This is a genomic window from Actinomycetospora sp. ABD4_176, assembly GCF_056311855.1.
On sequence record NZ_CM149974.1, the window covers coordinates 475,720 to 495,628 of the forward strand.

Here is a 19,909-nt window from a genome sequence, read left to right on the forward strand (position 1 = left end):
GCGGGTGGCCACGGCGCTACGCCCCGACCACCGGGACGGGTTCGCGAGGCGAGGTCATGGCTTCACGGTCACCGAGGTAGGTGTGTCCCGCCAGTCGGAATGCCCCGGCGGCGACCATCCCGAGCCCGGCGACGAGCGTGAGCGCCGTGGCGAGCCCGAGCGCCTCCGCGAGGACGCCGGTCAGGACCGGACCCACGGTCAGCCCGAGCAGGTTCTGGGCGACGACCAGCACGGAGACCGCGGTCGCCCGGGCTGCGGGGTCGGTGACGTCCACGATCGCGGCGGCCGCGGGACCGATCGCGGCGGTCACCGCCGCCGACCCCAGCAGGACGAGGGTCACCTGGACGGGGCCGGCGGGCACCACCGCGAACGCGGGCACGAGCAGCGCGGCGGAAGCGAGCCCGGCGAGCACGGGCGTCCGCAGGCGCGCCGCGGGGTCCCGGCGGGCGGCGCGGTCGGTGAGCAGCCCGGCCCCCGCGGTGCCGGCGACCCCGGCCAGCACGACGACGGCGGCGAGCCCGCCCGCGGCCGCCGGGGCGAGGCCGAGCTCGCGCTCGAGGTGCGTGGGGAGCCACGTGTACAGCGCCGAGGCGACGACGAGCAGCAGCACCATGCCGGTGACGGCGGCAGGGACGGTGCGGGTGCGCAGGACCCCGGCGACCGCCCCGCGCACCCGCGCGGGGCGCACGGTCGGGTAGTCGCCCACCCGCAGCACGGCGAGCGCGAGCAGCAGCCCCGGCACGGCGAACAGGGCGACCGCCCACCGCCAGCCCCACTGCGCGGCGACCACGCTGCCCAGCGCCATCCCTACGACGGTGCCGAGCGGTCCGGCCGCCTGGAACACGCCGAGCACCGCCGCACGGCGCGTCGCCGGGAACACGGTGGCGAGCAGGGCGCCGCCGGCGGGCCCGTAGCCCGCCTCGCCGGCCCCCACCCCGATCCGAGCGGCGAGGAGCGTGCCCGGTCCGGGGGCGAGCGCCGACGCCGCCGACGCCACGCTCCACACCGTGCCCATGAGCGCGATCGCCCGGACCCGGCTCCACCGGTCCACGAGCGCGGCGACCGGCAGGGCGCCCAGGCCCACCGTCAGCGTCACCGCCGAGACGAGCGCCCCGAGCGTGGCGTCGTCGAGTCCCCACTCCGCCCGCAGGTAGGGGAAGGCCGCGACGAGGACCTGGCGGTCGGCGAAGTCGACGAGCATGAGGGCGGCGAGCAGCGCGAGGACGGTGCGGGGCGACGGTCCCGGGTGCTCCGTCACCCCAGCAGGCCCTGCTCGTGGGCGACGAGCACCGCGTCCCGCCGGGTCGTGACCCCGAGCTTGCCGTAGAGCGCCCGGACGTGGGTCTTGATCGTGTTGATGGAGACGTCGAGGTCGCCTGCGATCTCGTCGAAGCTCTCCAGCGAGGGCAGGCGGGCCAGCACGTCGTGCTCGCGGCCGCTCAGCGCGACCCCGGCGGGCGACGTCGCACCCGCCGCCAGCGCCCGGGCGACGAACGCGGCCCGGGGCGCGCCGGTCGCGAGCTCGTCCACCAGCAGGGCGCGCACCCCGCCGTCGGCGTGGACGAAGGGCCGCAGAGCGTCGCGCCGGGCGGCGAGGTCGACGGCGTGCCGGGCGGCGGCGCGGGCGCCCGGGCGGTCGGCCCGCGCGAGCCGGATCCGTGCCTCGAGCAGCCATGCCTCGACGTCGAGGGCGGGCGGCGACGGGCTCACCGTCGGCACGAGCAGGACGGCGATCGCCGTGCGGGCGTCGGCGAGGTCGCCCGTCGCGGCCGCGCTCCACCCGCGGATCAACGCCAGCGCGGGGCTCGCCGGCTCGCGGCCGGCGAGCCAGGCGGTGACCGCGCCCGCCGCGGTGGCGTGGCCCAGCTCCACGGCGGCCCGGTGCTCGAGCAGCGCCGCGGTCGCGGCGAGCGCGCCCGGGACCGCCGTGGCGCCGAGGGCCGCCCGCGCGGCCTGCAGCGCGAGCAGCCCGGCGGTCCGCCCGCCCAGGTCGGCCGCGGCACCGGCCCGGGCGCACAGCAGCGCGAAGCGCACCACCGGGTCGGCGACCTCCTCGCCGGCGTCGGTCAGGGCGCGGGTCGCCCCGGGGTCGGCGCGCAGCAGGGCCGCGTGGGCGGCGACCGCCCGCGCGACCGCCGACCACGGCGGGCTGCCGGGCCCCTGCGCGCCGGCCTCGGCGAGCGCCCGGTCCGCCGCCGCCCGGGCGCGCGGCACGTCGCCGGCGGTCCACAGGGCGGCGGCCAGCAGGCACCGGCCGCGGTGCGCGAGCACCTCGAGGCCGAGCCGGTGGGCCAGAGCCAGGCCGGCGCCGAGCTCGGTGCGGGCGAGGGTCGGGTCGTCGGCGCGGAGGGCCGCGGCGCCGCGCCCGATCCGGCCGTGCGCGGCGAGCGCGGGCTCGGCGGGCACCGGCTCACGGTCCGCGACGGGCAGCGCGCGGCCGAGGACCCGCTCGGTCGCGGCCCGGAACGCTGCGGCGTCCGGACCCGGACGCCGGTCGCGGCGTGCCCGGCGCAGCGCCGCGCGGGCGCGCTCGTGCTCCCCGCGGGCGAGGTGGACGTGGGCCGCGGCGACGGCGAGACGGGTGTCGCCGCCCTCCTCGGAGGAGGCCGCCGCCAGCGCCTCGCGCTCACCCCGGCCCGCGAGCCACGGACCCCAGCGTCCGACGAGGTCGGCGAGCAGCGCCGGGTCGCCCGCCCGGCCCGCGTGGCGCAGCGCCTCGACCGGCGAGCCCTGCTCGGCCCACCAGGCGGCGGCGTCCCTCTCGAGCACCGCGACCGACGTCGGACCCCGCCGGCCGAGATCGGCGACGAGGTGGGAGCGCAGGAGCTCCGGGAGGCGGTAGGGGTCCCCGCGGGCGCCGCTGCCGGCGACCAGGCCCGTGGTGTGGGCGAGGTCGTCGAGCACCTCGGCCGCGTCGTCGCGACCGGCGAGCCGGGCCGCGAGCCCGGCCGGCACCCGACGAGCCACGCTGATCCGGCGCAGGACCTCGCGCTGGGGCTCCGCGAGGCCGGCGAGGACCTCGTCGACGAGGTAGTCCGCGACCGGCCGTTCGTCGCCGGAGAACCCCGCGAGGAACCGGTCGGGGTCGGGGTGGTCGCGCAGCGACAGCGCGGCCAGCCGCAGACCGGCGACCCAGCCGCCGGTGCGCTCGTGCAGCACCGCGACCTGGGCGGGCGTCAGGTCCGGGCCGCAGGTGGCGAAGAGCGCCGCCGACTCCGCCGGCGAGAACGCCAGCTGGTCGGCGCGCAGCTCGACGACCCGCTCGTCCATCCGCAGGCGCGGCAACGGGAGCGGGGGGTCGCGGCGGCCCGCGAGGACGAGGCGGAGCCGGTCGCCCGTGTCGCGCAGGAGCATGGACAGACCCTGCTGCGAGAGCGGGTCCGCGAGGTGGTGGACGTCGTCCAGCACCAGGCGCACCGTCGACGGCAGGGCGACGATCGCCGCGGTGAGCTCGGTGAGGAACTCGGGGGCCACCGTCGACCGCGACACCACGAGGCGGTGGAGCCGGCTGGACGACGGGACCACCGACAGCGCCGCCAGCTCCCCGAGGACCGCGCGCCACAGGCGGCGCGGGTCGCGGTCCTCGGGCTCGAGGCACACCCAGGCCGTGGCGCCGCCGTGGTCGTCGCCCACCCACGCGGCCAGCAGCGACGTCTTGCCCGACCCCGGGGGCGCGGACAGCACCGTCAGGTCCCGCTCGGCCCCCTGGTCGAGGACGTCCTCGAGCGCCCGGCGCCGGACGTGACCGGCCGGGAGCGGCGGGGGACCGTGACGGGGGTGGGCCATCTGCTTGACCTCGCCTGCCTGAGGGAACCCTGGTCAGAGCAACGATAGGATTTGTTGCCACTGTCCGGAAGCAGGCAGGCACCGGTGGGTGTTCGATCCTCCGGCGGCATCCACGCCGACGTTCGGACCAGACCGCGACGGGACGAGAACGCGTGATCACGGGCAGTTCGGTCGAGTCCCGTCGATCGGCCGCACGCCCGACTACTGCCGCGCGATGGCGATCCGCAGACGCTCCTCCGGGTCGATGTGGTGGTCGTGGGTGTCCTCGCCGACGTCGAGCAGGACCCAGCGGATGCGGCCGGTGAACCGGCTGGTCGCCGCCGTGTAGTCCGGGCTGACCGGCGTGCCCTCCTCGCGTCCGATGTCGGTGGTCTCGTCGGCGGAGAAGATGGCCGGCTGCGTCATCTCGACACGTCCGGCGCCCACGGCGTCGCCGTCGACGAGCAGCGACACGTCCCCGCCCTTCGCGAGGCCGCCGCCGTCGTAGGCGAACGCGGCGCGCACCTGGTGGACGCCGGCGGGCACGGGCGACTCGCTGCGGATGGTGAAGAGCCGGATGCCGAGCACGTTGTAGCAGAACGTCGGCCGGCCTTCCTGCAGGTACACGGCCCACCCGCCGAACCTCCCGCCCTGCGCGATGAGCACGCCGTGCGCCCCGCCGTCCGGGACGTCGACCTCCGCGGTGACGGAGAACGAGCGGTTCTTGATGCTGAGCACGCTGTTCTCCGACAGCCGCCCCATGCCCGGGTAGAAGAGCTGCGAGGTGCCCCGGATCAACGTGGGTCGCCCGGCCATCGAGGGTTCCACGCGCTCGCTGGTGCGGTCGTCCATCGGCAGGACCCCGTACTTGGTGGCTTCGATGAGCCAGAGCCGCTGGAGGCGGGCGAGGACCTCGGGCTTGTCGGCGGCGAGGTCGCGGGCCTGACTGTCGTCGCTGCTCCCGTCGTAGAGCTCCCAGACGTCCTCGTCGAACGGCGGCGGTTGGTGGTTCATCATCAGCCACGGCGTGCGGTGCTTGGTCACCGCGCTCCATCGCCGGTGGTAGATGCCGCGATTGCCGAACATCTCGAAGTACTGCAGGTCGTGGCGCTCCGGTGCGTCCGGCGCCGAGAAGGTGTAGAGCATGCTCGTGCCCTCGATCGGGGACTGCAGCACGCCGTTGACCATGGTCGGCTCCGGGATGCCGGCCGCCTCGAGGATCGTCGGGGCCAGGTCGATGACGTGGGTGAACTGGGACCGCAGGCCGCCGGGGCCGCTGGTCCCGCGCGGCCAGTGCACGACCGTGCCGTTGCGGGTGCCGCCCCAGTGGGAGGCGACCTGCTTGGTCCACTGGAAGGGCGTGTTCATCGCCCAGGCCCAGCCCACGGAGTAGTGGTTGTAGGACTCGGGCGAGCCGAACTCGTCCATCTTGCTGCGCAGGAACTCCGTCGTCTCGAGCGCGGCCATGCCGTTGAAGTTGGCCATCTCGTTGAAGGCGCCGTTGACGGTGCCCTCGGCGGAGGCCCCGTTGTCCCCGACGATGTAGTAGACCAGCGTGTCGTCGAGGATCCCCAGGTCCTCCAGGGTGTCGACGAGACGGCCCACCTGGTGGTCGGTGTGCTCCAGGAAGCCCGCGTAGACCTCCATCTGCCGGGCCAGCACCGGCTTGAGCTCGTCGGGCATGTCCTCCCACGCGGGAATCTCGTCGTGGCGCGCGGTGAGCTCGGCCTCCGGCGGGATCAGGCCGGCCTCCTTCTGCCGGGCAAACGTGCGCTCGCGTGCCGCGTCCCACCCGTCGTCGAACTCGCCGCGGTAGCGGTCGGTCCACTCCTTCGGGACGTGGTGCGGGGCGTGGGTCGCCCCCGGGGCGAAGTAGACGAAGAAGGGTCGCTCGGGCATGAGCGCCTTCTGCTGGCGCATCCAGGCGGTGGCGCGATCGGCGAGGTCCTCGGTGAGGTGGTAGCCCTCCTCCGCGGTCGACGGGGGCTCCACGGCGGTCGTCCCGTCGTAGAGCGCGGGCTCCCACTGGTTGTTCTCGCCGCCGATGAAGCCGTAGAAGGTCTCGAAGCCACCGCCGCCGGTCGGCCAGGCGTCGAAGGGGCCCAGGGGAGAGGTCTGCCAGACCGGGACCTCGTGGCACTTCCCGAACTGGGCGGTGGAGTAGCCGTTGAGCTTGAGCGTCATCGGCAGCGGCGCCTTGGTGTTGGGTCGCACGGAGCAGTAGCCCGGCGCCGAGGTCGCCGTCTCGGTGATGCTGCCCATGCCCACGGAGTGGTGGTTGCGGCCGGTCAGCAGGGCCTGCCGGGTGGGCGCGCAGAGCGCGGTCGTGTGGAACCGGTTGTAGCGCAGGCCGCGAGCCGCCAGGCGGTCGGCGGTGGGGGTCCGGCAGGGACCGCCGAAGGTCGACGAGGCCCCGAAGCCGACGTCGTCGAGCAGGACCACGACGACGTTCGGCGCGCCGGTCGGGGGGAGCAGCGGCTCGATCGGCGCGAACGCCGTGTCGGGGTCCTTGGCGTCGTAGGTGGTGAGCCCGGGCGCGGGACGGTCGGGGATGGGCAGGATGCTCCGTGCGTGATCGGACGGGCTCATCGTCGGTGTCTCCCGGGATCCGGAGGGCCAGCGGGGAGCCGGTGGCCCCCCCGTCGGTCCTCGACCGTCGTGGCCACCGCCCCACCCCGGCTCACCCCGCCCGGATGAACGGGACGGGCCGGGCGCCCGGACCATCCTCGACGGGTGAGGGCGGAGTCCCGTCCCGTCCGCGACGCTCGGGCTGCCGCGACGGGGGGAGGACACCGATGACCGATCGGCGCTACGAGTTCCGGGTCGACGGCCCGCTGACCGGGACCGCCCGCGAGGCGTTCTGCGACATGGACGTCGAGGAGGTCCGGCCCGGCGCGGTGCTGCGCGGGACCGTCGTCGACGACGCGCACCTGCACGGCATCCTCGAACAGCTGCGCCTGCTCGGGCTCACCGTCGTCGAGGCGCACCCGCTGGATCGGTAGGGCTCGTCACGGGCGGCCGCGCCACAGCGCCCGCCACCCGCGCCGGCCGAGCACCAGTGTCGTCAGCGTGGCGACGAGGAGCGCCTGCCACCCGAGGCCGAGGAAGAGCAGGCCCACCACGAGCAGCGACGTGAGGACCCCGACGACCCAGACGGCGACGGCCACCATCCGGCGGCGCCGGGTGCCGCCGTCGCGGAGCAGGGCGACGAGGTGGGGGTCGGTGCGGGCCAGCTGCCGTTCGGTCTCGGCGAGCGACTCGCGCTCGGCGTCGTCGAGCATCACGCCTCCTGCAGGGTCTCGCCGACCTCCCGGAGGATCCGGTGGTCGTGGTCGCGGGCCAGGACGTGTCCGGCGCCGATGGCGACCGCCACCGGCCACGCCAGGATGTCGACGGCCACCAGCCCGCCGAGGACGACGACGAAGGCCAGCGTGCCGGTCGGCGGCCACCCCACCGGGCCGAGGAGGGGCACGTCGACGTGCCAGCCGGTGGAGGGCTGCGGCGCCGTCGCTTCGGCCGGCACGGAGGGCACGGAGGACACCGGGGTCACGGGAGTCGCGGGCATGACGGTCGCTCCGGGGATCGGGAGGGGGCGGGGAGGGGGTCAGGACGACGGACGCCCGGAGCCGGTACGACGGGAGCGCCCCCGCCGGACCGCCTCGAGCACCGCGTTGACGAGGAGGCCGAGCACGAGCAGGTCGGCGACCATCTGCACGGTCACCAGGATTCGCGCGGTCTCGCTGACCGGGGCGATGTCGCCGAACCCGACGGTCGCGAAGACCGTGACGGTGAAGTAGAGGGCGTCGACCCGGGACATCGGCTCGGAGAACGTCCCGGGGCGCGACCCGTCGAGCACCACGTAGGTCGCCGCGAAGATCAGCAGGAACAGCGGGATCGCGCTGGTGAAGGTCTCGACCGCCCGCAGGCCGGGGTGCACGGCCGTCGTGATCGCCCGCAGCTGCCACACGACCATCGCGACGAGCGCGACGAGCCCGAGCAGGAACAGCACGAGCGTCCCGTCGTCCTCCCGCGCCCGCAGCGGCAGCGCGAAGTACACCGTCACGAGCAGCACGACCGTGACCGTCGCCCGCGCGAGGACCAGCGCGACCCGCCGTCCCGACGGTGCCTCGGGATCCACGGCAACACCCCTCACCCCCGCACGAGCGAGGCCCGCCCGTCACCCGGGCGGGCCTCGTCGGCGGACTCGCAGCCGGTGGTGATCAGTAGGCCGAGGCCTCGTCCCACGTGACCATCAGCGCGAAGATCACGACGATGTCCAGCGCGATGAGGACCAGCGACCAGATGGGGTAGGCCGGCATGTAGGCCAGCTGCACGATCGTGTTGAGCGCGAGCAGGACGATCGCCGTCCCGCGGGCCCAGCCCGGCGCGCTGCCCACGAGGGCCAGGCCGGTGGCCAGCACCAGGACGCCGAGCAGGAGGTGCAGCCAGCCCCACGCGGTGAGGTCGAACGCCAGGATGCCGGCGCTCGTCAGCGTCACGTACGTCGGCGAGAACAGCGCGAGGAGGCCCTGGATGACGGCGAACCCGCCGATGATCGTCATCACGACGCCGCCGAAACGGACCCATCCCGTCCAGGCGCCCGAGTCGCGGGGCGGCGCCATCGTCCCGTTCGCGCGGGGCGTCATCGCCGGTCCCGAGGCCGGCGGGGTCTGCTGTTCGGTCATGATCTCCTCCAGGGCACACCTCGGATCGTGGTGGCCGACGGTGCTCCGCGGCGGGAGCGCGGACCTCACCCCAACCGGATGAGACGGGCCGGGAGTCACCCGGAGTGGATGAGGCGGGCGACCCCGGCGGCGGACCAGGGTCGCGCCATGTCCGACACGCAGGCGCCGGCCACACGGGGAGCGGGCAGCGTCCTCGCGACGAGCTGCCTCTCGACGTTCGTCGTGAACGCCAACACCTCGGCGGTGAGCATCCTGCTGCCCTCGATCAGCGCCGACCTCGCGGCGCCGATCTCCCTGCTGCAGTGGGCGGTCACCGGCTACCTGCTGGTCGGCGCGGCCACCATCGTCACCACGGGCGCGATGGGCGACGTCTTCGGGCGCCGCCTCATGTTCGTCGCCGGGCTGGGGCTCTTCGTCGCCTCCTGCGTCCTCATCGCCCTGGCCCGCTCGGGCGAGATGGTCGTGCTCGGGCGGGTGATCCAGGGCGCGTCCGGCGCCGCGATCCTCGCGACGGGGCTCTCCCTGCTCTCGGTCGCGACCTCGGGACCGGCGCGCCTGCGGGCGGTGGCGCTGTGGGGCGCGGCTTCGGCGGCCGGGGCCGCGGCGGGGCCGGTGGTCGGCGGCGTGCTCGCGGAGGCGACGGGGTGGCAGGGCCTGTTCTGGATCGACGCCGCGATCGCCGCGGTGTGCATCCCGTGGGTCCTCGCCGCGGTCCCCGAGTCGCGCGACCCGGACCGTCCCCGCTCGATCGACCTGTGGGGGACCGTCCTCGTCGCGGCGATCCTCGCGCCGCTGGTCTTCGCGGTCACCGAGGGCGGCACCTGGGGCTGGGCCTCGCCCGCGACCCTCGGTTGCTTCGCCATGTCCGTCGCGGCCACCGTCGGCTTCGTCCTCGTCGAGCGCCGGGTCACCGCGCCACTGGTCGACCTCGCGCTCCTGCGCAACATGCTGCTCGTCGGCTCGACGGTCGCGATCCTCATCGGCGCGGGGGCGATCGCCGGGATCTCGTTCCTCCTCAGCCTCTACTTCCAGGACCCGGCGGCGTTCGGCATGACCAGCCTCGAGGCGGGGCTCGCCTGCCTGCCGGTGGCCGCGCTCGTCGTCGTGGCCGCACCCGTGATCACGCCCCTGGCCAACCGCTTCGGCGGCCGTCCGGTCGTGGTGCTCGGGTTCCTGCTGCTCACCGGCGGGTTCGTGGCGCTCGCCTTCGTCGAGGCGTCGTGGACCTACCTGTGGTTCCTCCCGGGCCTGCTCGCGGTCGCCGTCGGGCTGAGCTTCTCCAACGGGCCCGCGTCGTCCGCGGCGACGGCCGCGGTGCCGCCGGCCCAGGTGGGCGCTGCGTCGGGCATCTCGAACATGGCCCGCTACGTCGGCGGGGCCGTCGTCACGGCGGTCGTCTCCGGGCTCTACACCTCGACGGACGCCGCGCAGATCACCGCCGGCGCCACCCCGCCCGACGCGCTGGCCACCGCCTTCTCCCGCGCGGTGATCGCGCTGGCGATCGTCAGCGTCCTGGGCATCCCGCTCGCCCGCCGCGCGGGCCGCCGGCCGCGACCGACCGCCGCCGAGCTGGCCGCCGCGGCCGCGTCGACGGTCCACACGATCCCGGTGCCGGACCGGGACGAGCGTCCGGTGGGAGGCGCGGTGTGACGGCCGTGCTCCGCGCGACCCTGTTCGTCCGGGTCACCGCGGCGGACCTGGACCGCATGACGGGGAAGCTCTACCTGGGCGACCGGGCCGGCCGCTCCGCGTTCTGGGTGCTGCTCACCCTCGCCGGGGTGATCGCCGGCGCCGGCGTCGTCGCCGACTCGACAGCCACCGTGATCGGCGCGATGATCGTCGCCCCGCTGATGACGCCGATCCTCGGCACCGCCCTGGCCGTGGTGCTGGCCGACCGGCGCCAGGTGGTCCGCAGTGTCGCGTACGTGGTCGGGGGTGCGGTCCTGGTGGTCGTCGTCGGCTACCTCTCGGGCCTGCTGAGCCCGGTGCCCGAGCTCGCGGCGACGAACTCGCAGGTCGCCTCCCGCGTGGCGCCCGCGCTCGTCGACCTGGTCGGGGCGCTCGCGACGGGCGCCGTCGGCGCCTTCGCGCTCGTCCGCGCCGACGTCTCCGACACCCTGCCCGGGGTGGCCATCGCCATCTCCCTCGTCCCGCCGCTGGTCGTGGTCGGGGCGACGATCGAGTCCGGGGCGCCCGACCAGGCCGCCGGGGCGCTGCTGCTGTTCGGCACGAACGTCACCGCCATCCTCGCCACCGGGACGGTGGTGCTCGCGGCCTGCCGCGTGCGGGCGGTCGCGGCCGCCGTGGGCCGGCCCGTGGGCCGGCTGCGGGCCCGCACCGTCGTCGTCCTCGGGATCCTGCTCATCGCCGTGAGCGTCCCGCTCGGGATCGGGAGCTACGAGACCGCCCGCGGCCAGCAGGTGCTCACGACCGCCCAACCGGCGGTCCAGGGGTGGGCGCGGGCGCAGGCGTGGCAGGTTGTCGACGTGACCTTCAGCCAGGGTGTGCTCCAGGTCGTGGCGGCCGGGCCGCCGCCCCCCGCCGACACGGCTGCGCTGCGCCGCGCCCTCGACGAGGCCGGCCTCGCGGACGTCCCCGCCCGCCTGTCCGAGGTCCTGGGCGGTACGCGGGAGCTGCCGGCCACGGGCCGGGGGTCGTCGTGATGTCGTCGGGGACGACCGGTTCGGCCCCCGCGGCGACGGGCGGCGGGCCTCCCGGCGGGCCCACCCCGGCCGAGCTCCTGCGCTCGCCGGCCTACCTGCGGCTGCTCGCGCTCGCGGCCCTGCTCGGGGTGCCGATCTCGGCCCTGGCGTACGGCTTCCTGCAGGGCGTCGCGCTGCTGCAGGAGGGCCTGTTCGTCGCGCTGCCGGCGGCGCTGGGCCTGGGGCCGTCGCCCGTGTGGTGGCCACTGCCCGTGCTCGCGGTCGGGGGGCTGCTCGTCGGGGCGACGATCCGCTACCTGCCCGGAGAGGGCGGGCACTCCCCGGCGGACGGCTTCACGCCCCACGCGCCACCGACCGCGCGGGAGCTGCCCGGCGTGATCCTCGCCGCCGCCGGGACCCTCGTGTTCGGTGCCGTGCTCGGGCCGGAGGCGCCGCTGATCGCCATCGGCGGCGGCCTGGCCGTCCTCGCGGTGCGCGCCGCCCGCACGTCGCCCACCCCGTCCACGGTGACGGTCGTCGCGAGCACCGGGAGCTTCGCCGCGATCAGCACGCTGCTGGGCTCGCCCCTGCTCGGCGCGTTCCTGCTGATGGAGGCCGCGGGGATCGGGGGCGCGACCCTGGGCCTCGTCCTGCTCCCGGGCCTCCTCGCGTCCGGCGTCGGCTCGCTGATCTTCCTCGGGCTGGACTCGCTGACCGGTCTCGGCCCGGTGTCCCTGGCCCTGCCCGGTCTGCCCGCCTTCGCGCGCCCCGACATCGCGCAGTTCGCCTGGGCCGTCGTCATCGGCCTCGCCGCCGCGGTCCTCGGGACGACGATCGCGCGGGCCGGCCTCCGGCTGCGCGACCTGGTCGACCGGTCGCGGCTCCTGCTGACGACCCTCGCGGGCCTCGTGGTGGGCGGACTCGCCGCGCTCTACGCCCTCACCACCGGGCACCCCACCTCCGACGTGCTCTTCTCCGGCGAGGAGGCGCTCCCGGACCTGCTCGCCGACCCCGCACGGTTCTCGATCGGCGCCCTGGTCGTGCTCGTGGCGTGCAAGGCGCTCGCGTACGCGGTCTCCCTGAGCGCCTTCCGCGGCGGCCCGATCTTCCCGGCGATGTTCATCGGCGCCGCGGGCGGTCTCGCGCTCGCGCCGCTGCCCGGGCTCTCGCTCGTGCCGGCGGTCGCGATGGGCATCGGCGCCATGTCGGTGGTGATGCTGCGGCTGCCGCTGACCTCGGTGCTGCTGGCGGTGCTGCTGCTCGCCGACGACGCCCTGGCCGTCACCCCGCTGGTGATCGTGGCGGTGGTGGTCGCCCACGTCGCGGCGGCGCGGTTGGCGCCGGCGCACGACCCCGCCGGGCCGGAGAACCCGTCGTCCTGACGTCAGCCGTCGGCCGGGGCCGTCCCGGCCGTCGGTCCCGCAGGCGCGGGCGCGGCCGCCCGGCGCCGCACCTCCCAGCGGACCATGATCTCGCCGAGCACGCCGATGAGCAGGCCCCACGACGCGACGACGAAGAGCCAGGTGCCGGCCCTCGTCAGCGCCGGGCTGAGGAAGAACAGGCTGCCGACGACGAAGGCGAGGTTGCCGACGAGGCCGATGGCCAGGTGGACCCAGGGGATGTCGTGGGCGGTCCGGGCGATGCGGCGCAGGTACCAGTACAGGAACACGGTCACTCCTCCTCCGCGTCGGTCGGCGTCCACGAGACAACCGGGCGGGCACCGGCGGCTCACCCGGCGGGTATGACCGGCCGGGCCGCCAGCCGGCGGGCCCGCCCGCTCACCCACGACGGGCGATGCCCGACGGCGAGCGGGACGGGAGCGTCGCACCACGGCCCGCCTCCCGATGTGCGGCGGCCGACGGAAGGAGGAGATCGTGGACGATCCCGGACCTGACACCGGGCCCATCGACTACCTGGTCATCGAGTTCCCGCCGGGTGCGGCGACGGGTGAGGGCCTGCCCCTGCTGATCGACCTCGTGGAGCGCGGCCTGATCCGCATCCTCGACCTGGTCTTCCTGCGCAAGGAGGACGACCGCACGGTGACGCGGGTCGAGATCGCCGACCTCGACGGCGACGGCGTCCCCGACCTGACGCTGTTCCACGGCGCCGCGTCGGGGCTGCTCGACGAGGGCGACCTCGCCGAGGCCGGCGGCGTGCTGGAGCCGGGGGCGACCGCGGTGGTCCTCGTCTACGAGAACGTGTGGGCGGCGCCCCTGGCGTCGGCTCTGCGCCGGAGCGGCGCGCAGCTGGTCGCCGGGGGACGCATCCCCGTCGACCTCGTGATGGCTTCCCTCGACGCCGCGCCCGCGGCCGCCGGGGCCGACGGGACGGGGTGAGGAGCATGCCGGGACTGTTGCGAGGACTCGCACGGACGGCGCTGGTGGCGGGCACCGCGACGGCGGTCTCGAACCGCGTGTCGCGGCGCCAGGCCGGGCGGTGGGCGGCCCAGGAGGCCGCCGACGCGCCGCAGTACGCCCAGCCGCAATACGCCCAGCCGCAATACGCCCAGCCGCAGTACGGGGCGCCGCCGCAGTACGCCGAACCGCAGTACGGGGCACCCGCCGCGCCCGGTGGCGACACGATCTCTCAGCTCAAGGAGCTCGCGGAGCTCCGCAGCCAGGGCGTGCTGACCGACGCGGAGTTCGAGGACCAGAAGCGGCGCATCCTCGGCCACTGAGGTCGGCCACCGCCGGACGGCACCGCCGCGCCGCGGTGCTGTCCGGGGTGCGTCAGGTGCGTGCGCCCCGACGGTCGGTCACCAGCGCAGCGATCACCGCCACGTCGAGGGCGATGACGACGACGGCCCACATGGGGTAGGCCGCGATGAACGCCAGGTTGACCAGGAGGCTGGTCGCGGCGAGGACGATCCCCACCACCCGTGCCCACAGCTGGTCGGCGAGGATGCCCACACCGGCGGCGGCGACCAGCACGCCGAGCACGAGGTGGACCCAGCCCCAGCCGGTGGCGGACAGGACGGCGAGCACCCGGCCGTCGCCGTTGGTCACGTAGAAGGTCGGGCTCAGCAGCGCGACGAGGCCCTGGATCACCGCGATCGCGCCCACGATGATCATCACGACGGCGGCGAAGCGGATCCAGGGCGTCCGGTCGTCGACGTCGGTGCCGTACGACTGCGGCTCCCGCCGGTAGATCGCGTCCACCCACTGGGGCGGCGTGCGCTTCGTGTCGGCCATCTCGTCACTCCTGTTCGCCGTCGACGGGCGCCGTCCGCGGGTCCGGCTTCGTGACGGCTGTCCGGCACGGGTGGACGGCGGGCCCAGCGTGTCGCGACGTCGCAGGAGCGTGCCTCACCCGCCGAGGGGGAGCGGGGCCGTCACCGTCCGGGCGGCGTCCGGTAGCGGGCGGCGTAGCGCTCGGCCGCGGCGGCGTCCTTGTCGGCGGTGCGCTCGGCGCGGGTCGCCGGACCGGTGCCGATCGGGTAGCCGGCCTTGACCAGCCGGTGCTCGGCGGTCTCGTGCAGGTAGCTGATCGAGAAGATCAGGCCCATGATCGCGCCGCCGAGCGCGCACATCATCCGCAGCCACAGCGGTCCGGGCACGAACACGATGATCGCGATGACGAACGGGGAGATCTGCACGATCGCCCGGAGGACGTGGCGCAGCCACCAGGTCCGGCACGTGGTGTCGTGCAGCACCCACGAGGCGTGGCGCGCGGGGAGCCCGCCGCCGTAGGCGTACCAGAGCCACCGCAGCGGGTTCGGTCGCCGGACGGGCTGCACGTCAGCCTCCTTGCTCGGTGCACCGGTGGTCCGCACGCACACAGTAGTGCCCTCGGGAACCAGGTCTGCTTCGCGCGCGGTGGCGGCCCCCACGGCGATCGTCGAGCACCTAGTACGAGCGCGGCAGCCCCAGCACGTGCTGGCCGACGTAGGCGAGCACGAGGTTGTTGTTCACCGGCGCGACCTGGTACATCCGCGTCTCGCGGAACTTGCGCTCGACGTCCCAGGTGTCGACGAAGCCGTAGCCGCCGTGGGTGTCCAGGCAGGCGTTGGCGGCCTGCCAGCTCGCCTCGCTGGCCAGGAACTTCGCGAGGTTGGCCTGCTCGCCGCACTTCTCGCCGGCGTCGAACAGGGCCGCGGCGCGGTAGCGCATGAGGTCGGCGGCGGTGACCTGCGCGTAGGCGCGGGCGAGCGGGAACTGCACGCCCTGGTTCGCGCCGATCGGGCGGTCGAAGACCTCGCGGTCGTTCGCGTAGGCCGTCGCCCGGCCGATGAACCAGTAGCCGTCGCCCACCGCCTCGGCGGCGAGCAGGATGCGCTCGGCGTTCCATCCGTCGATGACGTAGCGGAAGCCCTTGCCCTCCTCGCCGATCAGCGCGCTCGCGGGGACGCGCATGCCCTCGTAGCGCACCTCGTTGGTGGCGTAGTTGAACATCGTGCGCACCGGCGTGACCTGCAGCGTGTCGGGCTGGTCGCGGCGGACCTCGCGCAGGTCGACGAGGAACAGGCTGATGCCCCGGGTGCGCTCCGCCGGGTCCTCGCTGCGGGGCGAGGTGCGGGCGAGGACGAGGGCGAGGTCGGACTGCTCGAGGCGGCTGGTCCAGTTCTTGTGCCCGGTCAGGACGTAGTCCTCGCCGTCGCGCACGGCGATGGTGCGGATGTCGGTGGTGTTGGAGCCGGCGCCCGGCTCGGTGATCGAGAAGGCCTGCAGGCGCAGGGTGCCGTCGGCGATCGCCGGGAGATAGGTCTTCTTCTGGTGCTCGCTGCCGTGCTTGAGCAGCGCGCCCATCGTGTACATCTGGGCGTGGCAGGCCGCCGAGTGCCCGCCCGAGCGGTTGATCTCCTCGAGCACGATCGAGCCCTCGGTGATCCCGAGCCCGCCGCCGCCGTACTCGGTGGGGATGAGCACCGCGAGGTAGCCGGCCTCGGTCAGCGCGTCGACGAACGCGTCGGGGTACTCGCGGGCCCGGTCGCGCTCGCGCCAGTAGGCGTCCGGGAAGCGGGCGCACAGCTCGCGGACCTCGCCACGCAGCTCCTCCTGCTCCCCGGTGGTGACGATCGTGGTCGCGGCGGCGGGGTCCGACTCCGGCATGGCGCCCACCTCATCACCGTCCTTGACGCTCCGCACGGGGACTGCGAGGCTAGAACTTGTTGGTCCTCTTTCCGTACTCATCCCGAGGAGTCGTGGTGGAGACGCGTGTCCTGTCGACGGCCGGCGCCGAGATCGTCTACGACGTGGACGGCCCGCTGCCGCCCGCCGACGGCCGCCCGGTGCTGCTGATGATCGGCCAGCCGATGGACGCGAGCGGCTTCCGCGGCTTCGCGACCCGCTTCGCGGACCGCACCGTCGTCACCTACGACCCGCGCGGGCTCGGGCGCAGCACCCGCAGCGACGGCCGCACCGACAACAGCCCGCAGACCCAGGCGGAGGACCTGCACGCGCTGGTCGCCGAGCTCGGCGCCGGACCGGTGGAGGTGTTCGGCAGCAGCGGGGGAGCGGTCACCGGGCTGCAGCTCGTCGCGACGCACCCCGAGGACGTCGTCACGCTCGTGGCCCACGAGCCGCCGATCACCGGCGTGCTGCCCGACGCCGCGGCCGTCGACCGCGCCTCCCGCGGATTCCGCGAGGTCTACCAGGCCAAGGGATGGGGGCACGGCATGGCGGCCTTCATGGCGATGGCGTCGTGGCCCGGCGAGTTCACCGACGCCTACTTCGCCCGGCCCACCCCCGACCCCGCGGCGTTCGGCATGCCGACCGAGGACGACGGCTCCCGCGACGACCCGCTGCTCTCGGACCGTTCGCTGGCCGTGACCGACCACGTCCTCGACGTCGACCGGCTGACCTCGGTGCCCAGCCGTGTCGTCGTCGCCGTGGGCGAGGAGACCGGCGACACCTACACCGCGCGCACCGCCCGCGCGACGGCCGCTGCCCTCGGGCAGGAGGCCGTCGTCTTCCCGAGCCACCACGGCGGCTTCGCCGACGGCGAGTTCGGCTGGCCCGGCAAGCCCGACGAGTTCGCCGCGACGCTGCGCGAGGTGCTGGACGCCCGACCCGGGGTCGGCGGCTGACCCGACCCGTGCCGCGTGCCGGTCACGGCCCGTCGGCGAGGCGGCGCAGCAGGCGGTGCAGCTCGGCGCGGTCGGCGTCGTCGAGCACGGCGAACACCCGGTCGGCCTCGGTGGCGCGCGCCGCGCGGACCGCCTCGCCGAGCGCCGTGCCGGCGGCGGTCACGACCACCTGGGTGGCGCGGCGGTCGGCCGGGTCGGGACGGCGCTCGACGAGCCCCCGCTCGGCGAGCGCGTCGACGACCTCGGTGGCCGAGCGCGGGGCGATGTGCAGGTGCTCGGCGAGCCCGCCGGGGCGCACCGGGCCGTGGCGCAGCAGCACGTCGAGGGCCCGGAGCTGCGAGGGTGAGATGCCCCAGGGGGCGAGGGCGTCGCGCGACTGGTGGCGCAGGCGCCGGGCGACCTGCCAGAACGCCGCGGCCAGCGAGCCGTCGTCCTCCACGGGGAATAGTGTAGGGGAAGTGCTGTTGTAGCCTCACGTTGAGGTTCCCTCAGCACAGTCACCACCATCCCCGTCCCCACCGGACCGCAGGGAGCCGCCCCTTGCCCCGCCCCGTCGACACCTCTCCCGAGACACGCGCCCGCGAGGCCGAGCAGGCCCGGCACGTGTCCCTGCGCCGTATCGCGCGCCTGTTCCGTCCCCACCGCGGGCCGCTCTCGGTCGTCGTCGCCGTCATCGTCGCGTCGTCGATCGTCGCCATGGCCTCGCCGTTCCTGCTGCGCGCCGTCATCGACGACGCGCTCCCGCACCGCGACCTGCCCCTGCTGGCCTGGCTCGCCGGCGGCATGGTCGCCGTCGCCGCGATCACCGCCGCCCTCGGCGTCGTCCAGACCTGGATCTCCACCGGCGTCGGGCAGCGCGTCATGCACCGGCTGCGCACCGACGTCTTCGCCCACCTGCAGCGCCAGTCGCTGGGCTTCTTCACGCGCACCCGCACCGGCGAGGTGCAGTCGCGCATCACCAACGACATCGGCGGCATGCAGACCGTGGTCACCTCGACCGCGACGTCGATCGCCGCCAACCTCACCACCGTCGTCGCGACCGCCGTCGCGATGGTCGCGCTGTCCTGGCAGCTCTCGCTGGTCACGCTCGTGGTGCTGCCGCCGGCGGTCCTCGTCAGCCGGCGCGTCGCCCGGATGCGCCGCGAGCTCACCGCCGCCCGCCAGCGCGAGCTCGCCGACCTCAACGTCACCATCGAGGAGGGCCTGTCGGTCGACGCCGCCGCGCTGCACCGCACCCTCGGCACCGGCCCGGCCCTCGTCGAGCGCTTCACGGCGTCCTCGGCCCGCCTGACCGACCTCGAGCTGCGCAGCCAGCTCGCCGGCCGCTGGCGCATGGCCACGATGAGCGTGGTCTTCGCCGCGATCCCGGCCCTGATCTACCTCGGCGCCGGGCTGCCCTGGACCGTCGGCGAGCTCTCGATCGGCACGCTCGTCGCCTTCACCTCGCTGCAGGCCGGCATCTTCCGGCCGCTCTCGGGCCTGCTCGACGTCGGCGTGCAGGTCGCCAGCTCGCTGGCCCTGTTCTCGCGGATCTTCGAGTACCAGGACCTGGTCGTGGACATCGCCGACCCGGAGCACCCCGTCGAGCTGGGTGAGGTGCGGGGCGACGTCCGGATCGAGGGCGTCACCTTCACCCACCCCGGCGGCGACCGGCCCGCGCTCGACGACGTCGACCTCGCGATCCCCGCGGGCACGACGCTCGCGCTGGTGGGGGAGACGGGGTCGGGCAAGACGACGCTCGGCGCGCTCGTCGCCCGCCTCCACGACCCCGACGCCGGCCGGATCACCATCGACGGCGTCGACCTGCGCGACCTGCGCCTCGCCGACCTCGCCCGCGTCGTCGGCGTCGTCAGCCAGGAGACCTACCTGCTGCACACCACCGTGCGCGAGAACCTGCGCGCGGCGAAGCCCGACGCGACCGACGCCGAGGTCGAGGCGGCCGCCCGCGCGGCGCGCATCCACGACGTCGTCGCCGCGCTGCCCGAGGGCTACGACACGATGGTCGGCGCCCGGGGCCACCGGTTCTCCGGGGGCGAGAAGCAGCGCATCGCGATCGCGCGCACGCTGCTGCGCGACCCGCGCGTGCTCGTCCTCGACGAGGCCACCAGCGCGCTGGACACCGAGACCGAGCGCGCCGTGCAGCTCGCCCTCGACGACCTCGCGCGCCACCGCACGACGCTGACCATCGCCCACCGCCTCTCGACGGTGCGCCACGCCAACCGCATCGCGGTGCTCGACCACGGCCGCGTGGTGGAGAGCGGGACGCACGCCGAGCTGGTCGACCGCGAGGGTCGTTACGCGGCACTCGCCGCCTGACCGGCCCGCACACACGTCGGCCCGCCCCGACGGGGTCGGGGCGGGCCAGGGGGAACGGGTGTCAGCGCGTGCGGTCGATCCAGCGGGCGTCGACGCCGTTGCGGTGCTGCTCGATGCGGCGCAGCCGGGTGCGCGCCTGGTGGGTCAGGCCGTCGAGCCGGTCGAGGAGCTGACGCAGCTCCGCGATCTCGGTGTCGAGGGCGTCGACCTCGGAGTCGGGGGTGGTGCGCAGGGACACGGGCTCTCGCTTCGCGGATGCGGGTGTACGGGGAGCGGTGGCCTCCCGGCGTGTCCACCGGGCGGTCCCGGGCGCCGGCCGGACGACCCGGAGCCGAGGAGGTTCCGGATCGATCCAGTAACGCCTCGTCCATGCTACGCCGGACGCCGCCGCGCGCCACCGGCGACCCGCGTGCACGACGCCCGGTCGGGTGGGTAGCCGGACGCCCATGCACGTGACGAGCGAGCACCCGAGCTCC

21 protein-coding genes are annotated in these 19,909 nt (G+C 75.2%); 8 read left to right on the forward strand and 13 right to left on the reverse strand.

Translation table 11 applies throughout. From position 1 onward, the window contains the following. Positions 1-16: 16 nt before the first annotated feature. From ACYX4T_RS02285 to ACYX4T_RS02295, 3 genes are all read right to left on the reverse strand, one after another. A complete protein-coding gene (locus ACYX4T_RS02285; RefSeq protein WP_476012960.1) occupies positions 17-1,258 on the reverse strand; it encodes an MFS transporter in 1,242 nt (413 codons plus the stop codon). Then, a complete protein-coding gene (locus ACYX4T_RS02290; RefSeq protein WP_476012961.1) occupies positions 1,255-3,786 on the reverse strand; it encodes a helix-turn-helix transcriptional regulator in 2,532 nt (843 codons plus the stop codon). Before ACYX4T_RS02290 ends, ACYX4T_RS02285 begins: the two co-directional genes overlap by 4 nt. 201 nt (positions 3,787-3,987) lie before the next feature. Continuing rightward, positions 3,988-6,354, reverse strand: a complete 2,367-nt coding sequence (locus tag ACYX4T_RS02295) for a sulfatase-like hydrolase/transferase (RefSeq protein WP_476012962.1) — start codon at positions 6,352-6,354, stop codon at positions 3,988-3,990. Positions 6,355-6,560: 206 nt separating this feature from the next. Here ACYX4T_RS02295 and ACYX4T_RS02300 point away from each other — a divergent pair, with 206 nt between their 5' ends. Beyond that, complete coding sequence (locus ACYX4T_RS02300) at positions 6,561-6,767, forward strand: hypothetical protein (protein WP_476012963.1); 207 nt, start codon at positions 6,561-6,563, stop codon at positions 6,765-6,767. A gap of 6 nt (positions 6,768-6,773) precedes the next feature. Here ACYX4T_RS02300 and ACYX4T_RS02305 read toward each other — a convergent pair whose 3' ends face one another. The 4 genes from ACYX4T_RS02305 to ACYX4T_RS02320 all read right to left on the reverse strand — a co-directional run bounded on the left by ACYX4T_RS02305 (position 6,774) and on the right by ACYX4T_RS02320 (position 8,450). Further along, positions 6,774-7,046 carry a DUF3040 domain-containing protein gene (locus ACYX4T_RS02305; RefSeq protein ID WP_476012964.1) on the reverse strand — a complete coding sequence of 91 codons (273 nt, stop codon included), beginning with the start codon at positions 7,044-7,046 and terminating at the stop codon, positions 6,774-6,776. Further along, entirely contained in the window at positions 7,046-7,297 is a 252-nt protein-coding gene (locus ACYX4T_RS02310; RefSeq protein ID WP_476012965.1) for a hypothetical protein, read from the reverse strand. Before ACYX4T_RS02310 ends, ACYX4T_RS02305 begins: the two co-directional genes overlap by 1 nt. Positions 7,298-7,369: 72 nt before the next feature. Beyond that, positions 7,370-7,903, reverse strand: coding sequence for a potassium channel family protein (locus ACYX4T_RS02315; protein ID WP_476012966.1), 534 nt, complete (start codon positions 7,901-7,903; stop codon positions 7,370-7,372). Between the two features lie 82 nt (positions 7,904-7,985). Then, positions 7,986-8,450, reverse strand: a complete 465-nt coding sequence (locus tag ACYX4T_RS02320) for a DUF7144 family membrane protein (protein WP_476012967.1) — start codon at positions 8,448-8,450, stop codon at positions 7,986-7,988. Between the two features lie 147 nt (positions 8,451-8,597). Between ACYX4T_RS02320 and ACYX4T_RS02325 the strand changes: the two genes are divergently transcribed. The 3 genes from ACYX4T_RS02325 to ACYX4T_RS02335 are packed head-to-tail and all read left to right on the forward strand — an operon-like array spanning position 8,598 to position 12,474. Next, positions 8,598-10,100 (forward strand): MFS transporter, encoded by a 1,503-nt coding sequence (locus ACYX4T_RS02325; protein WP_476012968.1) that lies wholly within the window; start codon positions 8,598-8,600, stop codon positions 10,098-10,100. Next, positions 10,097-11,113, forward strand: coding sequence for a DUF389 domain-containing protein (locus ACYX4T_RS02330; protein ID WP_476012969.1), 1,017 nt, complete (start codon positions 10,097-10,099; stop codon positions 11,111-11,113). Before ACYX4T_RS02325 ends, ACYX4T_RS02330 begins: the two co-directional genes overlap by 4 nt. After that, positions 11,113-12,474 (forward strand): chloride channel protein, encoded by a 1,362-nt coding sequence (locus tag ACYX4T_RS02335; protein ID WP_476012970.1) that lies wholly within the window; start codon positions 11,113-11,115, stop codon positions 12,472-12,474. The genes ACYX4T_RS02330 and ACYX4T_RS02335 overlap by 1 nt, the downstream gene beginning before the upstream one ends. Before the next feature lie 2 nt (positions 12,475-12,476). Here the strand turns inward: ACYX4T_RS02335 and ACYX4T_RS02340 are convergent, their stop codons facing one another. Further along, on the reverse strand, positions 12,477-12,767 hold the full coding sequence (locus ACYX4T_RS02340) for a YrhK family protein (protein ID WP_476012971.1): 291 nt from the start codon (positions 12,765-12,767) through the stop codon (positions 12,477-12,479). A gap of 199 nt (positions 12,768-12,966) precedes the next feature. Here ACYX4T_RS02340 and ACYX4T_RS02345 point away from each other — a divergent pair, with 199 nt between their 5' ends. After that, positions 12,967-13,428: a DUF6325 family protein gene (locus ACYX4T_RS02345; RefSeq protein ID WP_476012972.1), complete on the forward strand. Its 462-nt coding sequence runs from the start codon at positions 12,967-12,969 to the stop codon at positions 13,426-13,428. Positions 13,429-13,433: 5 nt separating this feature from the next. Further along, positions 13,434-13,769 carry an SHOCT domain-containing protein gene (locus tag ACYX4T_RS02350; protein WP_476012973.1) on the forward strand — a complete coding sequence of 112 codons (336 nt, stop codon included), beginning with the start codon at positions 13,434-13,436 and terminating at the stop codon, positions 13,767-13,769. 52 nt (positions 13,770-13,821) lie between these two features. Here the strand turns inward: ACYX4T_RS02350 and ACYX4T_RS02355 are convergent, their stop codons facing one another. From ACYX4T_RS02355 to ACYX4T_RS02365, 3 genes are all read right to left on the reverse strand, one after another. After that, the gene (locus ACYX4T_RS02355) at positions 13,822-14,283 is read right to left on the reverse strand and encodes a DUF7144 family membrane protein (protein WP_476012974.1); all 462 of its coding nucleotides are present in this window, start codon (positions 14,281-14,283) and stop codon (positions 13,822-13,824) included. 140 nt (positions 14,284-14,423) lie between these two features. Next, positions 14,424-14,828 (reverse strand): DUF5313 family protein, encoded by a 405-nt coding sequence (locus ACYX4T_RS02360; RefSeq protein WP_476012975.1) that lies wholly within the window; start codon positions 14,826-14,828, stop codon positions 14,424-14,426. Between the two features lie 109 nt (positions 14,829-14,937). Then, positions 14,938-16,140, reverse strand: a complete 1,203-nt coding sequence (locus ACYX4T_RS02365) for an acyl-CoA dehydrogenase family protein (protein ID WP_476012976.1) — start codon at positions 16,138-16,140, stop codon at positions 14,938-14,940. Positions 16,141-16,232: 92 nt separating this feature from the next. Here ACYX4T_RS02365 and ACYX4T_RS02370 point away from each other — a divergent pair, with 92 nt between their 5' ends. After that, entirely contained in the window at positions 16,233-17,117 is an 885-nt protein-coding gene (locus ACYX4T_RS02370) for an alpha/beta fold hydrolase (RefSeq protein ID WP_476012977.1), read from the forward strand. A gap of 22 nt (positions 17,118-17,139) precedes the next feature. Here ACYX4T_RS02370 and ACYX4T_RS02375 read toward each other — a convergent pair whose 3' ends face one another. After that, a complete protein-coding gene (locus ACYX4T_RS02375) occupies positions 17,140-17,556 on the reverse strand; it encodes a MarR family winged helix-turn-helix transcriptional regulator (protein WP_476012978.1) in 417 nt (138 codons plus the stop codon). A 101-nt stretch (positions 17,557-17,657) separates the two neighbouring features. On the opposite strand from ACYX4T_RS02375, the gene ACYX4T_RS02380 reads away from it, so the two are divergent. After that, positions 17,658-19,433 (forward strand): ABC transporter ATP-binding protein, encoded by a 1,776-nt coding sequence (locus ACYX4T_RS02380; RefSeq protein ID WP_476012979.1) that lies wholly within the window; start codon positions 17,658-17,660, stop codon positions 19,431-19,433. Between the two features lie 61 nt (positions 19,434-19,494). On the opposite strand, the gene ACYX4T_RS02385 is transcribed toward ACYX4T_RS02380, so the two are convergent. Beyond that, on the reverse strand, positions 19,495-19,671 hold the full coding sequence (locus ACYX4T_RS02385; protein WP_476012980.1) for a hypothetical protein: 177 nt from the start codon (positions 19,669-19,671) through the stop codon (positions 19,495-19,497). Positions 19,672-19,909 lie beyond the last annotated feature (238 nt).

Excerpts from the sequence above, each read along its gene's own strand:
- ACYX4T_RS02300 (WP_476012963.1), top strand. The coding sequence starts at position 6,561 with ATGACCGATCGGCGCTACGAGTTCCGGGTCGACGGCCCGCTGACCGGG.
- ACYX4T_RS02355 (WP_476012974.1), bottom strand. The coding sequence starts at position 14,283 with ATGGCCGACACGAAGCGCACGCCGCCCCAGTGGGTGGACGCGATCTAC.
- ACYX4T_RS02350 (WP_476012973.1), top strand. The coding sequence starts at position 13,434 with ATGCCGGGACTGTTGCGAGGACTCGCACGGACGGCGCTGGTGGCGGGC.
- ACYX4T_RS02365 (WP_476012976.1), bottom strand. The coding sequence starts at position 16,140 with ATGCCGGAGTCGGACCCCGCCGCCGCGACCACGATCGTCACCACCGGG.
- ACYX4T_RS02325 (WP_476012968.1), top strand. The coding sequence starts at position 8,598 with ATGTCCGACACGCAGGCGCCGGCCACACGGGGAGCGGGCAGCGTCCTC.
- ACYX4T_RS02295 (WP_476012962.1), bottom strand. The coding sequence starts at position 6,354 with ATGAGCCCGTCCGATCACGCACGGAGCATCCTGCCCATCCCCGACCGT.
- ACYX4T_RS02305 (WP_476012964.1), bottom strand. The coding sequence starts at position 7,046 with ATGCTCGACGACGCCGAGCGCGAGTCGCTCGCCGAGACCGAACGGCAG.
- ACYX4T_RS02290 (WP_476012961.1), bottom strand. The coding sequence starts at position 3,786 with ATGGCCCACCCCCGTCACGGTCCCCCGCCGCTCCCGGCCGGTCACGTC.
- ACYX4T_RS02320 (WP_476012967.1), bottom strand. The coding sequence starts at position 8,450 with ATGACCGAACAGCAGACCCCGCCGGCCTCGGGACCGGCGATGACGCCC.
- ACYX4T_RS02335 (WP_476012970.1), top strand. The coding sequence starts at position 11,113 with ATGTCGTCGGGGACGACCGGTTCGGCCCCCGCGGCGACGGGCGGCGGG.